This window comes from Opitutales bacterium (assembly GCA_013215165.1).
Taxonomy (GTDB): Bacteria; Verrucomicrobiota; Verrucomicrobiia; order Opitutales; family JABSRG01; genus JABSRG01.
The window spans coordinates 1-19760 of sequence record JABSRG010000013.1 but is presented as its reverse complement, the minus strand read 5'-3'; the positions used below and the strand labels follow the sequence as shown (position 1 = coordinate 19760).

The following is a 19760-nucleotide window of genomic DNA, read 5'->3' as shown; positions in this document are numbered from 1 at the left end:
TTTCCGATGATAAATTCCTATCCAGTCTCTGATCTAGAAATCATCTTGAACCGCAGTCCTCAGCGGACGGTTCAACTTCGCCTTCAACTGGTCCAGGATACCGTTAATAAAGCGTTTTGAGTCTGTGTTCGAAAGGATCTTAGATAGCTCAATGGCTTCATTGATCGAGACAATCGGTGGGATGTCGAGTCGATGATTCAGCTCAAAAATTGCCAACCGTAGGATAGATAGATCCACTTTAGCGATACGGTTAAAGTCCCAATTGGCCGTGCGCTCTTTGATAATCTCATCGATCGAATCAAGATGATCCAGAGCACCATGGACCAATTCTTCGGCAAATAGATAATAGGGGCGACTCTCATCTAGATTCTCAAAAAATAAGCGTAGTCCATCAGAGAGTATTTCTGGACGATTGAGCTCCCAGCTGTAGAGAAACTGAACCGCTGCGATGCGATTGGCTCGTCGCTGAGGCGGCTTTTTTACTGGTGGTTCTTCATCCATGTCTTACGAAAATGTGCCATTTCAACAGCTGCCCTACCAAACTCAAGCCCACGATTGATAGAACCGAGTGTGCGTGCGTCGGCTTCCTCCTCGTTGTTAACGACAATTATCCCGTTGATCACGGGAATTCCAGAATCGATCGCTACTTGCTGTAGCGCTGCTCCGGTGGCGTGAGCCAAATGATTATGGTGATCGGTCTCTCCCTTCAAAACCAGACCCAGGGCGATGAGAGCATCAAATTCACCGCGGGCAAAAGCCGATGCGGCGAAGGGTAATTCTCCAGATCCAGGCACGCGATCTACAGTTACAGTGCCACCGGCCTCTTCAATATAAACGCGGCAACGATCAACCAACGCATCGACATAAGTTTCGTTAAATCGGGCGGCCACAATGCCAAAATTCATACCCGTGGCCCGAATTCCCAAGTCAGAATGAGTTGCTTCGCTCATGAGAAAGATACGTGTTCAACGATTTCTAGATTATAGCCTTCCAGCGCGACCACATTGCGTGGCGTGGCTGTCAGCAGACGGATTTTCTTAAGGCCAAGGAAAGACAATATTTGGGCACCCAGACCATACTCACGGAGATCCATAGCCCCAGCTTTAATACTGATCTCTCCTTCTTCGACTCGGAGTCCTCCCTGCGAATGCGCAATGTAAACCACGACACCCCCACCTGCATTGGCCACATGCTGCATACCATCGCGAAAGCTTGCAGCGCCGTTACCATGAACGCCGAAAACATCGCTCAGCAAATTTTGGCGCTGAACCCGAACGAGGGTGGGCTCCTCACCGAGCACTCCCTGACTGAGGGCGTAATGATAGCGCTCATCCAGGGCACTCTTGAATACATGCAAAGTAAAATTCCCCCACTCCGACTCTATATCTTGGCGTGCGACCAATGAAACCAACTGCTCGCGACGACGACGATACTCGATCAAGTCTGCAATCGAAACGAGTTTTAGGCCAAACTGCTTTTTGTATTCGATCAACCGCGGCAAACGTGCCACCGTGCCATCATCGTTCATTAGTTCGCACAACACCCCGCTTGGATGCAAGCCGGCTAATTGCGCTAAATCAACCGATGCTTCCGTATGTCCTGCACGTTGAAGGACCCCGCCAGCCTGAGCCCTCAGCGGAAAAACGTGCCCCGGCTGAACAAGTTGGTCGGGCGTTGATTTAGGATCAGCAAGCAACCGGATCGTTTCGGCGCGATCAAAGGCGCTGATGCCTGTGGTAATCCCCTCAGCCGCGTCGACAGATACGGTGAAATCAGTCCGATGCACCTCTCGGTTCTCAGCGACCATCCGTTGAATCCCGAGGCGTTTCAGCTGAGGGGTCAGCATGGGCACACAAATAATACCACTGCAGTAGCGGATCATTGTATTTATGGCCTCAGGAGTCACTTTCGAGGCCGCCATGATCAGGTCGCCTTCATTTTCGCGATCCTCATCGTCGGTGACGATAACCATCTTACCCGCAGCAATATCGCGGATGGCATCTTCGATCGGATCAAAGGGAGTATCTTCCATAAACGGCACCATGCTCTGGCAGCCAGTCTTCTCAAACAAAAAAGTGGAAAGACCTAAATGGGCACATAACCAGCCCAATTAAAAACCTTCAGACCTAAGATTCGTCAAATTTACGCAGAAACAGCTCGTCCAACTCTCCGAGCAATTTCTCTGAAGTCTCGCTATCACCACTTGCCACAAACTTGAGGCTCGAACCCTGCCCAGCAGCCAGCATCATCAGGCCCATGATGCTCTTGCCGTTTACCTGCTCTCCATCCTTTTCGACCCACAGTTCCGCATCATACTTATTGGCGATTCTTACGATCATGGCCGCAGGTCGTGCATGAATTCCCATTTTGTTTTTAACTTCGATGGTTCGGGAATACTCGTTTTCAGATGAGGTAGTCATAGTAGGTAGGCACCGATTCTGGAATGGGAAACAAAGTGAGCGATTTTCAACACGGCAAGGAATTTTCTGCTGTCCTTAGCCATGTTTTTACTGAAAAGGATTTAGTTAAACGACGCGGCACGTGGATTCTCAAGCGCAGTAATGGCCTCCATGATCCGCTCAGATGCAATCTGGTAGCGCTCCTTGCCTGCTTCCTTACCCGGGTCATAGATCTCTGAATCCAATGGTGATCCATATACGACTGTGATCTTCTTGCCAAAATTGGGGCGTTTATCGAAGCGGCTCAGCGCTTCAAAAGAACCGTAAATCCTCACCGGCACCACCGGAACTTGCGTACGGCAAGCGATCATACCCACGCCGCGTTTTGCGGGCTGGAGATTACCATCTTCTGTCCGGGTACCCTCTGGAAAGAGAATCAATGCCTCGCCGTTATTCAGTTCTTTAAACACGCGTTTAAGAGCAGATACGTCAGAATCTCCATCGCGGTCCACGGGGATCGTTTTCAAACGCGGGAGCACCCAGGCAAAAAAACCTTTGAACAGTGTCTTTCTAGCGAAATAGCAAATATGCCTGGGAAGTGGGCAGCCAATAGCGGGAGGATCGAAATGGCTTGCATGGTTGGCTGCGAGTAAGAAGGCACCCTCTCGGGGAATGTGCTCAAGGCCGTACACTTTCTGCCCAAACCCGATACGGAAAAACATTTTCGAAAGGAACTGAACGATGGCGTAAATCATTCCGAGACCGCCTCCACAATCTGGGCCACCACAGCGTCGACGGAAAAGACGCCGGTATCGATTTGCAGCGCACCTTGCGGGCATACGAGCGGAGCTGTTTTTCGCGACGAGTCTTTCCGATCACGTTCTTCGATGGAGTCGGTTTGGCCCTCGGCAGCGCGGCGCTGTGCTCGCGTTTCGGGATCTGCCTCCAGGAAAAAACGATGCTGTGCATCGGGAAAGATGACCGACCCGATATCGCGCCCCTCCATGACCAAGCCCCGAAAACCTCGATCCACAGCATCGCCCAGCTGAGCACGTTGGTAGGCCTTGAGTTTCTCTCTCACAGAGGGAATGCCAGAATATGCGGAGACCGAAGCATTCACCGCCTCGCTGCGTATTTCTGAATCTTGTGGGGCTTGTCCATCCACGGCGAGGTAGGCTGACCTGCCAACCAAAACCGTATTCAACGGAAATTCAGCGAGCGCTGACTCGATTTCCGCCCCAGCTTCGGCCGCAACACCCGCACGGAGAAGCAGCAAGCTCAAGGTCCTGTAATGTGAGCCCGTGTCGACATGCATCAGTTCCAGCCGTTCGGCGACAGCGCGAGATGTAGTGCTCTTTCCTGTCGCCGCACCCCCATCAATAGTGATCAAAATGCCCATGCTCATGCGGTGACGCTTTCCTCTCTCAGCGATTCAAGGACATGAAAAAAGTCAGGAAAAGTCTTACTACAACACTTCGGATCCTTGATAGAAATCCATGGTCGTCCATCGCCAAAAAGGTCATAAGAACCCAGAACCCCGAAGCTCATGGCTACCCGGTGATCCTCGTAAGTATCAATGGCAATCGGCCCATCCGCAGCCACTTCTCGCATTTTAGCTCGATCAGGATAAATCGTCATCTCCCCCTCACCTTCTTCCACGCGAACACCCAATTTACCCAGCTCTGTCGCCATGGCTGCGATTCGATCGGTTTCTTGGTGTCGTGTATGCCCGATTCCTGTAATTCGGGTCGGCGTCTCCATCAAAGCAGCAACGGCAGCTTGAGTAAGGAAGGTATCGCTAATCTGATAAAAATCCGTGGTCGCCCCCACCAGCCCCGACTCAGCTTCGCGGACGATCCAGCGGTCCAAATCGCGCTCAATTTTTAAACCCGCATGTTCCAACACCTGTGCATATTCCAAATCACCTTGTAGTCGAGCGGCCCCCAACCCGTGAATTGTCAATTCACCACCTGTAGCTGCTGGCAATGCCAGAAAATAGCTCGCTGCCGAAGCATCCGGCTCAACCACATAATTTGCTGGTGCATCGGGGTAAGGACAACCCGCTGAGATATGGAAGGTAAGCGTGGTAAAGTCGCATGAGCCCGCCTGTCCAAACTGCTCCATCATATCGAGAGTCATCACCACATAGGGGGTGCGCATCTTTACTCCGAGCACGTGAACAGTGGTGTCTTTCTTGGCAAAAGGAAGCGCCATCATCAGAGCAGATAAGATCTGGCTGCTCTCCGAGGCATCAGCTTTCATCGTCCCTCCGGCATAACCGTGCGTCTTCAGTGTAAATGGGAAAAAGCCAGGTTCCGCATGATACTCAATCGTCGCCGCACCCGAACTCTCTAATGCGGTCAACAAGCCGCGCATCGGCCTTTTGCGCATCGGCTCATCGCCGTCTAAGTGATACACTCCCCCATTACGGATAGCTAAAAAGGCTGTCAGCAACCGCGCCGAGGTGCCGGAGTTCCCCACATCGATGTCAGCTTCTGCGACCGGTATAGACCCTCCTAATCCTTCGACCTCAATGCGGCGTGTAACCGGATCGGACTCGACCGTAAATCCAAGCGTCTGGAGCGCCTGCATCATAATTTCAGTGTCTCTGCTGAATAGACAGTCATGCAATACCACGCGCCGCTGGCTCATCGCCGCCAGCAGCAGGGAGCGGTTCGAAATACTCTTCGAGCCCGGGAGGGAGACGGAGCCATTAATAGGCTGGGTAAAGGGTTGAATGACGTGAGGGTCGCTAAGCGGAGTCATAGTCGGAAGGTCTGGGTTGAAGGCGTTGGCGATAAGCCTGTCCGCGTTCGAGTATGCTTTGAATCGAAAAGCCCTGTCCATTGCGAATCGCAGATGCCAAGGCCTGTAATTCTTGTTCGAAGCCTTCGATGGCCCGGAGGATTTCCTCCGCGTTTTGCTCGGTAATCTCTTTCCACATCTGAGGGTCTCCCGCTGCCACGCGTGTGGTGTCACGCAGTCCGCCCCCGGCAAAATCGCGCCACGGGTGGGGCCGAGTGTCCAGGTAAGCTGCCAACGTTGAGGCGAGTAAATGAGGTAAATGGGAAATATTAGCGACGATCTCGTCGTGCCTTTCTGGGTCGATGCTTTCGACGGTCATCTCCATGCGACGCCAGAACTTAACAACCTGGGCGGCTGCTTCAGAATCCGTATCAGGAAGCGGTGTCACGAAACAGGCACGCCCCTGAAATAAGTCCATTTGGGCTGCTGCGAAACCGCTCTTTTCCGAGCCCGCCATGGGATGCGACCCCACGAAGTGCACTCCAGCCGGGACTAGCCCACGCGCACCGCGCACAATCAAACCCTTGGTACTGCCCACATCAGTAACGATGCAACCGGGCTTCAAATTCCTACCAACTGCTTCCAAAAGAGGAAGGATCGTGTGAACCGGGGTACAAATTATGACGAAGTCGGCATCAACCACCGCGTCAGACGCGTCTGCATAAGCCGCATCGCACCAAGCAGCCTGCTCACAAGCCAGACGCGTCTCCACTCTGCGCGTAGAGCATACGACTCGTTTGGCGAGACCATTGGCGTGCATTGCCATGCCGGCAGATGCCCCCAATAATCCTGGGCCGATTATGGTTACCGTCTGAAACACAGACCACTGAAAAGCTCTAAGCGCCGAGACTGTCGAGTCCTTATGCATTTTGACGCACTCCCCAGAGAAGGATTCGGGCTATTTCGCCACCGAGTCTATGCGGGTTGTTCACAAAACAATCGTGGCAACTTTTAATGGCCAAAACAGCAATCGGCCAGCAATGTGCCTCACCCAGAATTTTTTGATCTAAGCCGCTTTTATACAAATATGGAATCCACTGACTTTGCCTCGCGCGCTCCGGCAGGAAAACGACCCCCGAGGCCACCCAGCGACACGCCCGATATGTCGGGCCGCACCCCACCGCATGATCTTGTCGCAGAGGCTGCCTTGCTGGGTGCCTGCATTAATGACGGTGGTCGCGATACAATGACTACGTGTATCGATGCACGCATCCGTCCAGAGGCCTTTTACAAGCCAGCTCACCAATTGATTTATCAGGCAATGAGCGAGCTCTACAATGAAGGTAAACCCTTCGACGAGATCATCCTGTCTGAACACATCCGTAAAAAGGGTAATTTGGAAGAAGTCGGGGGCATCCATGCAATTAACCAATTAACTGAGAACATCGACGGAACGCTCTACGCCTCTTATTATCTGGAGATCATCAAAGAAAAATGGATCGTGCGGCGATTGATCCGCACGACATCGAAAACGCTTGAGCGCTGTTTTGAGGCTCAGGATAGCGTCGACGCCTTCCTCGAGGAGGTAGAACAGGACGTCTTTAAAATAAGTCAGGAACGCGTCACTGAAGCCGCTAAACACATCCGCGAACCGATTGAAGAAGTGGGGGCGCAGATCGCAGCACTCATCGAAGGTAAGTCGTCCAATTTCGGTGTGCGCAGTGGATTTAAAGATGTCGATGGCATGACGTTTGGCTTCCATCCGACCCAAATGATTGTGCTAGCAGCGCGGCCTTCGGTCGGAAAAACATCGCTGGCAATGAATTTTGCGGAGCATTGCGTATTACCCGATTCATCCAGTAGCAGTGAACCGGGCGCGTGCATGGTGTTTTCACTAGAAATGGGAGCGGACCAACTGGCGATGCGTCTTCTCTGCTGTCGAGCGCGGGTCAATGCCAAGCGAATTCGTGACGGATTTTTAAACTCTGAGGAGCAACGAAAATTGGGGCAGGCTGCTAAAGAGCTCAAGACCGCGCCTCTCTACATCGACGACTCTGGAGGCCTCACCATCATGGAGATGCGGGCGAAAGCACGACGCCTAGCAGCACGCGTCCCACTGAAGCTCATCGTCATGGACTACCTTCAACTTGCCAGTGGATCCGATGCCCGAGCCCCGCGCGAGCAACAGATTTCAGAAATATCACGGGGCCTGAAGAGCATGGCTAAGGAACTCAACGTTCCCGTAATTGTTTTGTCGCAGCTAAATCGTGAATCCGAAAAAGAAAAACGCGACCCACGCCTCTCCGATTTGCGTGAGTCTGGATCTATCGAACAAGACGCTGATGTCGTGTTCCTTCTCTCCCGACCGCGCGGCGAGGGAGAGGGTGAAAACGGTGACACCGGCCTCCCGGGCGATGTTGAGAAGATCAATTTAATCATTGCCAAGCAACGGAATGGACCAGTAGGAGAAGTGCCTTTAACTTTTGTCAGACAGTATACACGCTACGAAAATTTTACTGCCTGATCGTGCGATAAACCCACGCAGATCCCATGCTCCTTACGCGAGTTTCTCTCTTCCTCACAGCCTTATTAATTGGGGCAACATTCTCTCAGGCTCAACCGCTTAACCCTCAGGCTTCTGAGGCACCGGTCATTGTCGAACGACTCGATGTTCGGTTCGACGGAGTGAAATCCGTCAGCGAAGCCTACATTCGGGGCAACATCCAGATGGTCGCTGGCGACGAGTATAACCAGGGCAAAATTGATCAGTCGATCCGCGTTCTTTATGGGACCCGGCTCTTTGAGTTTATTGAAGTCGACCTGGAACGATTAAGCGACACACGCGTCATTGTGACCTTTGTGGTCCGTCCCAAATATAAAATAGAGTCCATCGAATTTGTCGGGAACGATCGGATATCCAACCGGCGCCTTCTCCGTGAGACTGAGCTCCGACGCGGCACCTTTCTCGACGAATTCCAGGTAGCCTCAGGCTTGGAAAAGTTGCGCGAGTATTACCTAAAAAAGCGTTTTTCGAACATCAATATCGATTACAATGTGGTGCGCGACCGAGTCCGCGGAACGGCCCAGGTCACTTACACCATAGACGAAGGGGTCAAAATCAAAGTTGATGACATCCGCTTTTATGGAAACGATTCTGTAGGTGAACGCCGCCTGCGTGGAGAGATGGAAACCCGTGAGTGGTGGTTCTTTTCTTGGCTTACCGGTGGAGGAAAATTCAATGCGGATGAATTCGACGAAGACCTTACCCTTCTAGAAACTTTCTACAAAAATGAAGGGTATCTCGACATCAATATTCCTGAGGAAGAAGTCCGCCTTGATTTCCCTGACGACGAGAATGAGTTGATCATCCACATCACCGTGGAAGAAGGACCGCGCTACTACGTGGGCAATATAGATTTCAGTGGCAGCACCATCTACACAGCCGAGGAACTTCGTCGCTCGATGCGCCTACAACCCGGGGCCGTCTTTTCTCCAGAAAAAATCGACGAAGCAGTCCAAGCGATCCGAGACTATTATGGCTCCCAAGGATACCTCGAAACATTCGTGCGTGCCGAACGACGCCCCAACTTAACCACTCGGGATATCGACCTAGTTTTCCTGATCGATGAAAGTGATAAATTTTTTGTCGAATCCATCAATATCGATGGCAATACCAAGACGAAGAGCCGCGTTATCCTCCGTGAATTGGCCCTGGCTCCAGGCGATGTGTTCGACACGGTCCGCATGCGAAATTCCGAGGAACGTCTCAAAGCAACGCGCTTTTTTGAAGATCCAGCTGGCGTGCAGCTCTCCCCAGAAGACACCAACATTCCGGGGCGCAAAGATCTGCGTATCGCGGTCCGCGAAGGCCGAACGGGCAACTTCACCTTTGGTGCGGGCTTCAGCTCCCTAGAGAACCTGGTCTTCTTTGCAGAAGTCACTCAAGGGAATTTTGATATCTTTAATTGGAGGTCGGGTTTTCAAGGAGATGGCCAGAAACTCCGCCTACGCTTTCAAATCGGTTCTCGGAGTAACGAAATCGTTTTGGCCTTCGAAGAACCCTGGCTCTTTGAACAACGGCTTGGCTTTGGTTTTGAGGTCTATCGGCGCCAATCTGAGTTCAACTCATCACTTTACGATGAACTCCGAACCGGATTTGAAATATACCTCAGGAAACGGCTCTTCGAGGTGGTGGATGGTCGCATCGCCTACGGATTGGAAAATGTTCAGATCGACGACATTTCCAGTTTTGCTCCTCCGTTCTTACGCGAGTTAGCAGGCCCTGACGGTGAGATTGAAGAAGTCGTCTCTAAGGTCAGCCTCTTACTTCTCCGTGACACACGGAATCGCTTGGTCTTCCCAACTCGCGGCTCGCGCTATTCGGTTCAGCAAAATTTTGCCGGAGGTATATTTGGAGGCGACGTAGATTACTACAAAGTAGAGTTCCGCGGGGCTCGCTACTTCCAGACATTCCGGTTCCCCATCGAACAAACCCTTTCGGTATTGTTGCGCGGTGGTGCCATCCAACCCTACAGCGGCAACGACGAAGACGTTCCTTTCTACGATCGCTTTTTCTTGGGTGGGCCACAGTCATTGCGCGGCTTCGATTTCCGAGAGGTTGGCCCGTATGAAGGGGGAGAACCTGCCGGAGGTAACAGCTATGCCATGGCCAGCTTGGAATACACCTTCACGATCGCTGATCCAATTCGCGTTGCCGTCTTTTACGATGCTGGTTTTGTCGAGCCCACTTCTTGGGATTTCAGTCCAGAGCGTTACAACGACAACTTTGGTTTCGGCCTTCGCATCATGGTCATGGGTAGCCCCTTGCGCCTCGACTATGGAATTCCGATCACCACTTCTGAGGATAATGAAGACGTAGGAAACCAATTCCACTTCTCATTTGGATCTCGCTTTTGAACCTTTCCCTGTGATTGCCTGTCACCCTTATTTTCCACCTAAAGAACTATTAAAACACCAATGATCAAAAACGCTATCGCCCTCCTTGCTTTGGTAAGCCTAGCCCAACTCTCACACGCCCAACAGGCTCCAAAGATAATCTCTGTGGACATGGAGACGCTTTTCCGTGAGTTCTACGAAGTCAAAGCGGCCGAAGCTAAATTAGAATCTGCTGTCAGCGAAGTTCGCACAGAAATCGAAGAGATGGAAGCGACGATGCTACCGACGCGTGAAGCCTACGACGAACAAGTCGCGCGCTTCCGCAACGAGGCTCTCACTGAAGATGCCCGACGTGAAGCCGGTGAGCGTGCACGTGGACTCGAAGCGCAACTGCGCCAAGCATCACAGGAACTAGGTCAGTTTCAGGCTCAACAAAGCCAGACGCTCAACCAACGACGTGCCTCAATCAGCAACCAAAACCTAACTAAGATCCGCGAGGTCGTTAGCCAATACGCGCAATCGCAAGGCGCCGATATGGTCGTAAATAGCACTAACGTAGCGAGCTTCGTGTATGTCGATGGACTCTACGATCGCACAGAAGCCGTGCTCGCCATCCTCAATGCAGATGCACCAGCTGAAACGCCAACACCAGATCCCGCGCCCGAGGCGACTGAATAGGCTCCACGACAACTTATAATATTTAGACAAAAAAGCCTCACCATCGACTGGTGAGGCTTTTTGTTTGCTTGGGAATCCGTTGACGCTTTGGAAAAGCGACTCGTTTTGATCTCAGTAAACACGGGTTTTGTAGGGTGATCGCGAGAGCGATTGTCACGGGGTGGATCAAAACGAAGGTTAAGCAATCGCTATCGCCATCACTCTACGCGTGCAGTCTCAGCTTGAATGCGTTCCCCCAAACGACACTCGGGCATAAAAATGATTCGTTTACCTCAATAAAACAAATTACCGATTTCTTGGACAAACAGCCGCGATCCCAAAGCAAAACATTCGCGTTTATTCGCGTCCATTAGCGGATCACAAAAAGACTAAAACGCAGCCCAGGGACAAGTGCACACTCCTAAAGCCCGTTTTTATGCCGCAGAAAACGCGGAATTCCGCGGAAGCCTTTTCTGGGAGAAGCTACACGCCCCTATTTTCAAATTCCGCGCGTTTCTGCGTATTCCGCGGCTATTTCGAAGCGTGCTGCATATACATATGCCATATCTTCGGCAGCCACGTTGCCCCACCCTCCAGTGTCTTCTATAGTTGGAGAGGATATGCTTTATAATGACCGGGCGTCCGGACGAAACCGGAGATTCTGAGTGACTGAATTCGTATAGTATGTGTCAGGTACCACCGGCAGGGGCAGATCGCCATAACGCCCAATGATTAGGTCGCAGCTAACCCACAGCTCCCAGTCGCAAGAGAAGCCCGCTACGAACTCAAAGCAAAATATTAGCGTCCATTAGCGGATCACAAAAAGACCAAAACCTAACCACGCACACGTCCCGGCGCGAAACTAACCTCATCCGCCAATAACAACAGTCTTACCAAAACCGTCTAATCGTAATGGTACCCAGAGCGGGACTTGAACCCGCACGCCCTTACGGGCAAGAGATTTTAAGTCTCCAGCGTCTACCGATTCCGCCATCTGGGCCCGGAATGTTTATTATGGTAGTTCAATGATACCCCCAGCAAGCCTCGAATAAGCTCAAAGATCACATTCTCGCGTATCTATGGATCAACCGCGATCTGTATACGTTCTTTGACAATGACTCTTCAACTTTTCAGCGGCGCGCAGTCCTAAAACAATCAATAGATAAACGAGTGCCTGATCCCGGTGCCCTTTCCCCGCCATTCCATAGTGAATCATCGCTAAGATACCGACCACGTAAGCCATACGATGGAGACGTTTCCAGGCTTTGCCACCAAGCCTCCGTTTGATGCGGTCCCAACTTGTAACAGCCAACACCAACAAGATTCCCCACCCCGCCATACCGAAATAGATGAAGGGTTTGTCGATCGTCTCTGGCAGCCATCCGAGCCCACCTTCATAAAGGATTTGCAGGCACAAGTGTGCGCTCACATACCAAAACACCGCTAAACCAATTGCTCGAGACTTGCCTTTGAAGATCTTCGCAATCCGCCAATGGGTCAGGCGCGAAAATGGAGTCAACGATAGAGAGATTGTCAGAATGACTAAGGCAGTGGTGCCCGTAGCATCGAGCATTGTCTTCACCGGATCGACGCCAAGTCGGTTACCGAACGCCAATGCGATCAGGACAAGAATCGGGGTCACAAGCGCGACATGTATAGCCCAACCGATGATTTTTTTCATCCGCCAATGCACGCGAATGAACGCGAATTTCTAATTGAATCTGTATTCAAGTCTATCAACCAACCAATGAGGACTTCAACTTGGTCAGAAGTTCACATCCTCTAAAGTTATTAGCGTGCATTCGCATGAATTCGCGGATTCTGAAAATACTGGACTCAATAGAACCGGCGTAGATCCATACCCTGATAAAGCCCAGCAACTTCCTCCTCATATCCGTTAAACATGAGTGTCGGCACCTTTCCGTCGAAAAAGCCCGATCCAAGAACACGCTCACGCGCTTGAGACCAACGTGGGTGGCTCACCTCGGGATTCACATTGGCGTAAAAGCCGTATTCTCGAGGCGCTAATTCGTTCCAAAGCGTACCGGGCTGGCTGCTGACCGCCTCGATTCTCTGGATTGTTTTTATGGATTTGAAACCGTATTTCCAGGGCACCATCAAGCGAATCGGCGCACCGTTTTGATTGGGTAGCGGTTTTCCGAACATACCGGTTACCATAAGCGTCAAATCATGCATGGCTTCATCCATCCTCAACCCTTCGCGGTAGGGCCATGGGTAACGCGGCGCTTCTCGAACACCTACCATGTGTTCGCGTTCGATACCTGTGACAAAACGGACATACGTTGCATCATTCTCGGGCTCTACCTTACTCAACAGCTTGCTCAGCGGAAATCCGTCCCACGGCACAATCATCGACCAAGCTTCCACACAGCGAAATCGATATACGCGCTGCTCGATCCCAAATTCTTTAACGAGGTCGTTCACATCAAATTTCCCAGGTTTTTTCACCTTACCCCCGACCTCGATGGTCCATGGCTCGGGATCCCATCCCTTATTCGCGTTTTTCACAGGATCACCCTTCCCAAACCCAAACTCATAAAAGTTGTTACACTCTGTCGCGTGCTCCCAGGTATTTAACTCCAGTCCATCACCGTTATACTTTGGATTGCGTTCTGTAGGGAAACCAGCACTCGCTCCTTGACTGTGACTCAGTCCGAGTGACAGCGAAGCGATCCCGAGACCAGCTTTTGCTAACATGTCTCGCCTGCTTATTACCCAGTGCTCGGGAGTTACTTCATTCTCGGAAATATGCCAGGAAGGTTTTTTTGGGAGATGCATGTCATTAGGGTGCTGAGGGCTAAAAGTAAAATACAAGTGGTCGCTCATGCTTCCACGTAAGAAACCGAAGTTTATAAACATTGATTTATTCCCGGAGTTCAGTCCATTGCCCTGTCTTCCCAAAAAAATAACCACGATTTACTTTTCTCAAAGCCCACCCGACCCTCACGATGAATATTTGTATCGTCACTGAAACATTTCCACCCGAGGTCAACGGGGTTGCCATGACCAATCGGCGCCTTGTGGATGGTCTAGGTGCTCGCGGACACCAGGTAACCGTGGTACGCCCAGCACAAAGGGCGGACAGGCAAAAGAACCCGATCGGTGTAGATCCACTTGATTCAGCTAAGGAAGTGACCGTTCCAGGTATTCCGCTCATCGGATACCCGGGTATTCAGATGGGGCTGCCTGTTTACTTCCGCCTAAAAACGCTGATGAGAGCAGAGTCGTTTGATGTCGTGCATATCGCGACCGAAGGCCCTCTCGGTATCGCCGCCCTATTGGCGGCTCGACGCCTCCGCATACCGGTGACCTCTACTTTCCACACCAACTTCCAGCTGTATTGCGAGGATTACGGGGCTAAATGGCTGACATCGACCATGCTTAGTTTTTTGCGCTGGTTTCACAACCGCTGTGCCTACACGTTCGCACCCTCGCACGACCTAATCGAGTCACTCGAAAAAGAGTCTTTTGAACGTCTCATCTATCTGGGCCGTGGCGTGGATAGGGAGCTTTTCAATCGCAAACGGCGTGATGCGTCACTGAGGAAAAGTTGGGGCGCTAACAGTGATGACACCCCGGTGGCCATTTACGTGGGTCGCGCTGCAGCCGAAAAAAATATTCCTCTCGCCATTGAAGCTTTCTACAAAATACGCCAGCGACTGACCGATGCACGCATGGTCGTAGTTGGCGACGGCCCAGTGAGGGCCAAGCTAGAGAAGACATACCCTGACATACATTTTGCTGGTATGCGCTACGGCACAGACCTTGCCACCCACTACGCCTCAGCTGACCTATTTCTTTTCGGCAGCACTTCGGAAACATTTGGAAATGTGGTGACCGAGGCTATGACTTCGGGACTTATTTCGATAGTATACGACTACGCCGCGGGACAACGTTTCATCAACGACGGTATCAATGGCTTTCTGGCGCGCTTTGATGATCCCAAACATTTTATCGAAAAAGCCTTAGAAGCCTCTCATGCCGACGACCATTGGGCTGAGATGCGTGACGCAGCCGAACAGGCAACTGCGGGCATCCCTTGGTCATCGATCATTTCCGATTTCGAGCACTATCTTGCCAAAGCGACTCACACCGGTGCGCAACCTGAGAGAATGGATAGAGATGGCTTGATCAAGAATCCAGTCCCCGAGTCAAAATAGCACCGGAATTGCGCTTCGCTCAGTTTTTTGGGTAATGTGTTTCGTCAAAGCACACCGCTCCAACAATAGAAAGCGCTGGACGACAACAAAGGAGGCAGTTGGGGAAATATCTCCATTGTTTCAATTAAGCCCTGTTTTCTAACCTGGGAGACATCATCCTCAACAGCATGTTACAAACGTCCACGCTGCATCTGCCGCAGGATTTTTCTAGCAAGCGGGCGGTAGGGCTCACCAACAATGTAGCCGACGCACGATGGTGCGCCACAGCGACATCCATGCTGAAATAAGCCGTCCAGACCCCATCCATAATCGAAGGTCAACTCTTCCCCTTCCTCTACCTTACGGATGCTTCTAATCCAAATAGCACCATCGAGTCGGATTGCCTCACAGTTGGGATCACAAGAGTGGTTAAAGAACCGCGCCGGGTTATCTTCTCCAGAACCATCAATAGCCCAATCATCATCCCACGCCATCCAGTAGACCGGGCCATCACTTTCTTCGACCTCTGCCATTGGAATTCGAGGACCCCGGTAGGGCAAAATTGATTCACCAGCTCGAATACTTCGGACGGCGAAGATCCCTTGACCATCCAACTCGGATTCGCGTTTCTCCCAGGATGTTTGTGTGAAATCCATCTTGTGCGTATCCCCATGAGCATTCAGGTTTTGTGGATGATGCAAAGCTCATTTGACGCTACAGTTCAGCACCTTCAACGCACTTCAAGTCTTCAGGAGGTCCAGGGTCTCTTGGGCTGGGACGAACAGGTATTTCTTCCAGAAAACGCAACTGAGGCTCGGGCAGAACAGATGGCAGCGATTGCCGACGCCGTTCATGGATTGGAAACGAGTCCGAAACTGGGCAAATTTTTGGACGAGTTGAATGCTGAATTCGACTCTCTAGACCCTAGCCAGCGCTGCATTGTTATCGAAGCACGGAAGCAATTTGAAGAAGCACGGCGGCTGACTCCCGAGTTTGTGGCTCGGCGCGCTTCAGCCACCAGCCGCGCCTACCATGCTTGGGCGGATGCTCGCGAAAAGGATGACTTCGCAGCCTTCGCGCCCTTCCTTCAGGAACAGATCGATCTAGCCTGCGAATATGCCGAGCTCGTCGGAGCCACGGATGCTTACGACTTCTGCATTGATAAACATGATCCAGGCATGACTGCTACTGCGATAGCCGCCCTATTCGAGCCGCTACGTGATGCCCTCATACCGTTGGTTAAAAAGATCGCCGATTCTGGCAAACAACCTGACGTCTCTTTTTTAAAAGGCTTTGGAGTCGAGTCTCAGGAGGGTTTCCTCAAGGAGATCGTCTCAAAGATGGGCTTCGACTTCACCCGTGGCCGCATCGACAAATCGCTGCACCCATTCTGCGCTGGTTCAGGCTCAGATATTCGCATGACCACGCGGTTCTTCGAAGACACCCCACTCGACTCACTTTTCTCTTCGATCCATGAGACCGGCCATGGCCTCTATGAACAGGGGCTACCTTACGCTTGGCGCGGCACAGCGCTAGGAGTAAATGCGGGTATGGGAGTGCATGAATCTCAGAGTCGACTCTGGGAAAATCAAATCGCGCGCAGTCGGCCTTTTTGGGAATACTGGGAGCCCAAATACCGCACAGCGTTCCCGGAGCAGCTCGCTGGTGTCGATTCAGAGCAACTCTATCGTGCGATCAATGCAGTGCGTGTCATTCCCATACGCGTGGACTCGGATGAGGTGACCTACAACTTACACATCATGCTCCGTTTCAACCTGGAGCAGCGCCTTTTCTCAGGTGATCTTAAAGTAGCTAACCTCCCGGAAGCATGGAATGCGCTGGCAGAAGAATACCTGGGGCTCAAAATTGAGAACGATCAGGAGGGCGTGCTGCAAGACGTACACTGGTCGGGCGGAGCATTTGGTTATTTCCCTAGTTACACGCTGGGCAACATGCTTGCAGCTCAAATTTGGTATACCCTCAGAGCCGACATTCCAGACATTGATCAACAAATCGCTGAGGCGGATATGTCACAAATTCTCGAATGGCTGCGGACAAACGTACATGCCCATGGGCGCCGCTACCCTCTCATGGACCTAAGCCGCCGCGCGACCGGAAACGCGCTGTCGCACATGGCATTGGTGAGATATCTAGAAGAACGCTATTTGCCTTTGTATGCCTAGTATTCGGCCGTTTTGGCAAAACGGCCCCACCTTTCCGAGCGCGACCAGATTTATGGGAAAATGATTTTAACCTCAGACTACTGCCCTCCCAGAACCCGATCAGCCACTGCCCCGATTTCGCGGGCGAAGGCCCAATCTTGAGAAAACTGTGTCCAGGCCAGCTCTGCCGACTCGATCTCACCGACCAAGAGCGACTCGTAATAGCGTCCGAGTGAAATTAGGGTATTAGCATACACGGGGTTGATCTCTGGGAGTTTGAGCTTTATTGCGAGTATGCGCGCTTCGAGGGCGTTGATTAAATTCAGATCCGTGGCCGTTTCTTCCCGGGCGTCCAAAAAGCCTTCTGCCGGATACCAGACGGGAAGTCCACTCGCCTCATCTTCTGACCACCAAGACGCAAGACGCTCCACTTCAAATCGTGAACGGAAAATCGATAGCGCGCTGCGTTCCGGCGACCAAATCGTATTTTCCAGGGTTACTTGCCACCAGGCTTCAATGACGCGTCGACCGAGTGATAGATCCCCCAACAAACGCTCAGAAACAAATGCTTCGACCCCCAAGCCACGCAATAAAACATCCAGTATCTCGCGGCGCTCCTCCAGGTTCTCTGTGCCACGCATGATACTGCGCAACAATAACCAAGACTGAAAACGCAGTGACTCGTTACCTCGTGTCGCCAATACGTCCACCCGCTCGAGTTCTTCAAGGCCAAGGCACTGGATGCCGTTCATGTTTTCGCCCCACACCGTGGGTAGCGCCGGATGTTGGGCTGCAAGGAACTCCATCGCCAGGCCAACTATGAACCAATGCGGGATAGACGGGATTTGTGACTCTCCGTGCACCACCCACGTCCATCGAGCAATCCAAGCTTTAGTCAATCTGAAGTGAAATTCTACCTCATCCTCGAAGACCGACGCATCAATCGCACACAACAGTTGCCGCTTCGCTCCATCCCAAGTGACCTCCGGAAGGGACAAGTCGACCGAGTCTTCGATGGTAATCCGCACGGGGAGTGGCCCTACTCCTGATTCTGAATCGATTTCTGCAGGTCCAAGATATTGAACGAATCGCTCACCTAATACCTCGGCCCGTACTAAAATACGCCGCGCATCTAAAAGTGTATTCGCCACCACTTCGAAATGCTCGCCCTCTGCTAACACTTGTGCGTTTGAGAAGTTCGGCACTATACCCAGGCAGTATAGCAACAGCCCAGTGATCCAACTGCCGCAAGAAGAAGCCTTGCCCTCCCCGTATTTCACAACTGGATCCAAAGCTCGCCCTCGTGCACCTCGATCGAGCTAATTTCATCCCACACCTCACTCAAGGCTTCACCCTCTGGAGCCTTTTGGAAAACAGCTCCGAAGGCTTGCGCTATGACTCCGCCGATAAAGGGGATGCGGCCTTGGGAGACTGAAAGATGGTGGTAGGCGAACTTCCAATTATTTCCTTTTTGTACAAAAGTGCCCCGCCCCACGACAGCAAGACGCGCTCTACGATCCATCGCTTGAGAATCCAAATACATCACAACTTGAACTTCACCCTGAGTCAGTGCCACTTGAGGCACTTCCGGCTTCAAAGTAACGATCCCCCCCTCATCATCCTCTTGACTCTGAGGTGAAAAATTCGCCCGCAGCCAGGCATTGATTTCAGCTTCAGTGATCACCAATTCACTGAGCGTACCATTTATCAATGCATCCCGCTTTGGCAGATACTGGCCACCGCCACTGTCGCGCTTAGGTAAGATATACACTAATGTCGGCCCTCCAACCTCATCCTCGCCATCCTCTGCTGCGGCTGCCTTCATCTCGGCGACATCTTTGGGACTCAGGGTCTTGGGTACGTCATCGATCAAATAGGCAAATGCTATCATGCCTCCCATGCCAGCCGTGACTACCCCAAGCAAAACTGATTTCAAAATCATGACTTAAAAAACTTTTAGAACCTACATCGACCGACTGGCTCTTCTAGCAAGATCCGAGAGGAAAAAACACAGTGGAACTGCTCCAGCGAATACGCCCCCCAGCACGAGCGGACCCGAAACAAAAGCCAAGCCCAGGCAGACAATAATCGGAAGCAGTAAGGGCTTCGAGAGCTTCAAACTCATCACAAATCCTTGCTGCACATGGCGCAGAGCACGCCAATCTCCATGATCTAGATACAAAAGGAAAAAACCACTAAAAAGCCAGAGCCCAAAACCAATCCCAACGTTATTCAGAACGAGCTCAAACAGACTCAAATCGAGCATACTGAGAGCATCTATCATCCTTCCGATGACCGACAGTAAACTCGGAAACGCCCAGACCAGCAGAACAAAGACCCCTCCTACCACGAGACTATCCAAGAGCCAGTGCTTAAAGTTCTGAGGTCGCGCAGCCTCAGCTACTCCACTGTAGACATATGTGCGACAGTTTCCCACCAAGAAACCCATTGCTAACACGCAGAACACAGGAAAAAAGCTGAACAGAGCTAAAGTGAGCCATATCCACTTGAGCTCAGAACGTTCTGTTAGGCGCTGAATAATGCTCTCGTAGGAAGGAGGTGAATCCATATCTCCAGAGCATCCCTCTCATGCTCGACAGGTCAAGAGTGCGCTCGCCGGAAAAGGCCTGACGCGACATCAAAGCATCCCGTTTTCTGAAAAAGAATCACAGCCATCCCATAAGACCTGATGGCGGAGATCAAACCTGAGTATTGATGGGCTGTAGCGGTTGATCGTGTCT

Annotated in this window: 19 protein-coding genes and 1 tRNA gene; 5 read left to right on the top strand and 15 right to left on the bottom strand. The window is 51.7% G+C overall.

Going from position 1 to position 19760, the window contains the following annotated elements; all coding sequences use genetic code 11:
• Nucleotides 1–33: 33 nt before the first annotated feature.
• The 8 genes from nusB to HRU10_04120 form a co-directional block, all read right to left on the bottom strand.
• On the bottom strand, nucleotides 34–501 hold the full coding sequence (gene nusB / locus HRU10_04155; protein NRA26425.1) for a transcription antitermination factor NusB: 468 nt from the start codon (nucleotides 499–501) through the stop codon (nucleotides 34–36).
• A complete protein-coding gene (gene ribH / locus HRU10_04150; GenBank protein NRA26424.1) occupies nucleotides 480–950 on the bottom strand; it encodes a 6,7-dimethyl-8-ribityllumazine synthase in 471 nt (156 codons plus the stop codon). The genes nusB and ribH overlap by 22 nt, the downstream gene beginning before the upstream one ends.
• Nucleotides 947–2032 carry a 3,4-dihydroxy-2-butanone-4-phosphate synthase gene (ribB, locus tag HRU10_04145; GenBank protein ID NRA26423.1) on the bottom strand — a complete coding sequence of 362 codons (1086 nt, stop codon included), beginning with the start codon at nucleotides 2030–2032 and terminating at the stop codon, nucleotides 947–949. Before ribB ends, ribH begins: the two co-directional genes overlap by 4 nt.
• Before the next feature lie 94 nt (nucleotides 2033–2126).
• Complete coding sequence (locus tag HRU10_04140; GenBank protein NRA26422.1) at nucleotides 2127–2420, bottom strand: HPr family phosphocarrier protein; 294 nt, start codon at nucleotides 2418–2420, stop codon at nucleotides 2127–2129.
• Between the two features lie 101 nt (nucleotides 2421–2521).
• A complete protein-coding gene (locus HRU10_04135) occupies nucleotides 2522–3154 on the bottom strand; it encodes a 1-acyl-sn-glycerol-3-phosphate acyltransferase (protein ID NRA26421.1) in 633 nt (210 codons plus the stop codon).
• The gene (locus tag HRU10_04130) at nucleotides 3151–3804 is read right to left on the bottom strand and encodes a (d)CMP kinase (protein ID NRA26420.1); all 654 of its coding nucleotides are present in this window, start codon (nucleotides 3802–3804) and stop codon (nucleotides 3151–3153) included. Before HRU10_04130 ends, HRU10_04135 begins: the two co-directional genes overlap by 4 nt.
• Nucleotides 3801–5165 carry a 3-phosphoshikimate 1-carboxyvinyltransferase gene (aroA, locus tag HRU10_04125; GenBank protein NRA26419.1) on the bottom strand — a complete coding sequence of 455 codons (1365 nt, stop codon included), beginning with the start codon at nucleotides 5163–5165 and terminating at the stop codon, nucleotides 3801–3803. Before aroA ends, HRU10_04130 begins: the two co-directional genes overlap by 4 nt.
• The gene (locus HRU10_04120) at nucleotides 5152–6072 is read right to left on the bottom strand and encodes a prephenate dehydrogenase/arogenate dehydrogenase family protein (protein ID NRA26418.1); all 921 of its coding nucleotides are present in this window, start codon (nucleotides 6070–6072) and stop codon (nucleotides 5152–5154) included. The genes aroA and HRU10_04120 overlap by 14 nt, the downstream gene beginning before the upstream one ends.
• A 159-nt stretch (nucleotides 6073–6231) precedes the next feature.
• On the opposite strand from HRU10_04120, the gene dnaB reads away from it, so the two are divergent.
• From dnaB to HRU10_04105, 3 genes are read left to right on the top strand one after another with little or no spacing between them, the layout of a single operon-like run.
• Nucleotides 6232–7668 (top strand): replicative DNA helicase, encoded by a 1437-nt coding sequence (gene dnaB, locus HRU10_04115; protein ID NRA26417.1) that lies wholly within the window; start codon nucleotides 6232–6234, stop codon nucleotides 7666–7668.
• A 26-nt stretch (nucleotides 7669–7694) separates the two neighbouring features.
• On the top strand, nucleotides 7695–10061 hold the full coding sequence (gene bamA, locus HRU10_04110) for an outer membrane protein assembly factor BamA (protein ID NRA26416.1): 2367 nt from the start codon (nucleotides 7695–7697) through the stop codon (nucleotides 10059–10061).
• 60 nt (nucleotides 10062–10121) lie between these two features.
• Nucleotides 10122–10718 (top strand): OmpH family outer membrane protein, encoded by a 597-nt coding sequence (locus HRU10_04105; GenBank protein ID NRA26415.1) that lies wholly within the window; start codon nucleotides 10122–10124, stop codon nucleotides 10716–10718.
• An 892-nt stretch (nucleotides 10719–11610) separates the two neighbouring features.
• On the opposite strand, the gene HRU10_04100 is transcribed toward HRU10_04105, so the two are convergent.
• From HRU10_04100 to msrP, 3 genes are all read right to left on the bottom strand, one after another.
• Nucleotides 11611–11697: transfer RNA gene (locus tag HRU10_04100), tRNA-Leu, on the bottom strand.
• A gap of 84 nt (nucleotides 11698–11781) precedes the next feature.
• On the bottom strand, nucleotides 11782–12378 hold the full coding sequence (locus tag HRU10_04095) for a ferric reductase-like transmembrane domain-containing protein (GenBank protein ID NRA26414.1): 597 nt from the start codon (nucleotides 12376–12378) through the stop codon (nucleotides 11782–11784).
• Between the two features lie 155 nt (nucleotides 12379–12533).
• On the bottom strand, nucleotides 12534–13496 hold the full coding sequence (msrP, locus tag HRU10_04090) for a protein-methionine-sulfoxide reductase catalytic subunit MsrP (GenBank protein ID NRA26413.1): 963 nt from the start codon (nucleotides 13494–13496) through the stop codon (nucleotides 12534–12536).
• A 170-nt stretch (nucleotides 13497–13666) separates the two neighbouring features.
• On the opposite strand from msrP, the gene HRU10_04085 reads away from it, so the two are divergent.
• Nucleotides 13667–14878: a glycosyltransferase family 1 protein gene (locus HRU10_04085; GenBank protein ID NRA26412.1), complete on the top strand. Its 1212-nt coding sequence runs from the start codon at nucleotides 13667–13669 to the stop codon at nucleotides 14876–14878.
• Nucleotides 14879–15048: 170 nt separating this feature from the next.
• On the opposite strand, the gene HRU10_04080 is transcribed toward HRU10_04085, so the two are convergent.
• Nucleotides 15049–15513 carry an SET domain-containing protein-lysine N-methyltransferase gene (locus HRU10_04080; protein NRA26411.1) on the bottom strand — a complete coding sequence of 155 codons (465 nt, stop codon included), beginning with the start codon at nucleotides 15511–15513 and terminating at the stop codon, nucleotides 15049–15051.
• A gap of 39 nt (nucleotides 15514–15552) precedes the next feature.
• On the opposite strand from HRU10_04080, the gene HRU10_04075 reads away from it, so the two are divergent.
• Nucleotides 15553–17040: a carboxypeptidase M32 gene (locus tag HRU10_04075; protein NRA26410.1), complete on the top strand. Its 1488-nt coding sequence runs from the start codon at nucleotides 15553–15555 to the stop codon at nucleotides 17038–17040.
• A 77-nt stretch (nucleotides 17041–17117) separates the two neighbouring features.
• Here the strand turns inward: HRU10_04075 and HRU10_04070 are convergent, their stop codons facing one another.
• From HRU10_04070 to HRU10_04060, 3 genes are read right to left on the bottom strand one after another with little or no spacing between them, the layout of a single operon-like run.
• Entirely contained in the window at nucleotides 17118–18299 is a 1182-nt protein-coding gene (locus HRU10_04070) for a hypothetical protein (GenBank protein NRA26409.1), read from the bottom strand.
• A complete protein-coding gene (locus tag HRU10_04065) occupies nucleotides 18296–18961 on the bottom strand; it encodes a hypothetical protein (GenBank protein NRA26408.1) in 666 nt (221 codons plus the stop codon). The genes HRU10_04070 and HRU10_04065 overlap by 4 nt, the downstream gene beginning before the upstream one ends.
• 21 nt (nucleotides 18962–18982) lie before the next feature.
• Nucleotides 18983–19588 carry a hypothetical protein gene (locus HRU10_04060; GenBank protein ID NRA26407.1) on the bottom strand — a complete coding sequence of 202 codons (606 nt, stop codon included), beginning with the start codon at nucleotides 19586–19588 and terminating at the stop codon, nucleotides 18983–18985.
• Nucleotides 19589–19760: the final 172 nt, after the last annotated feature.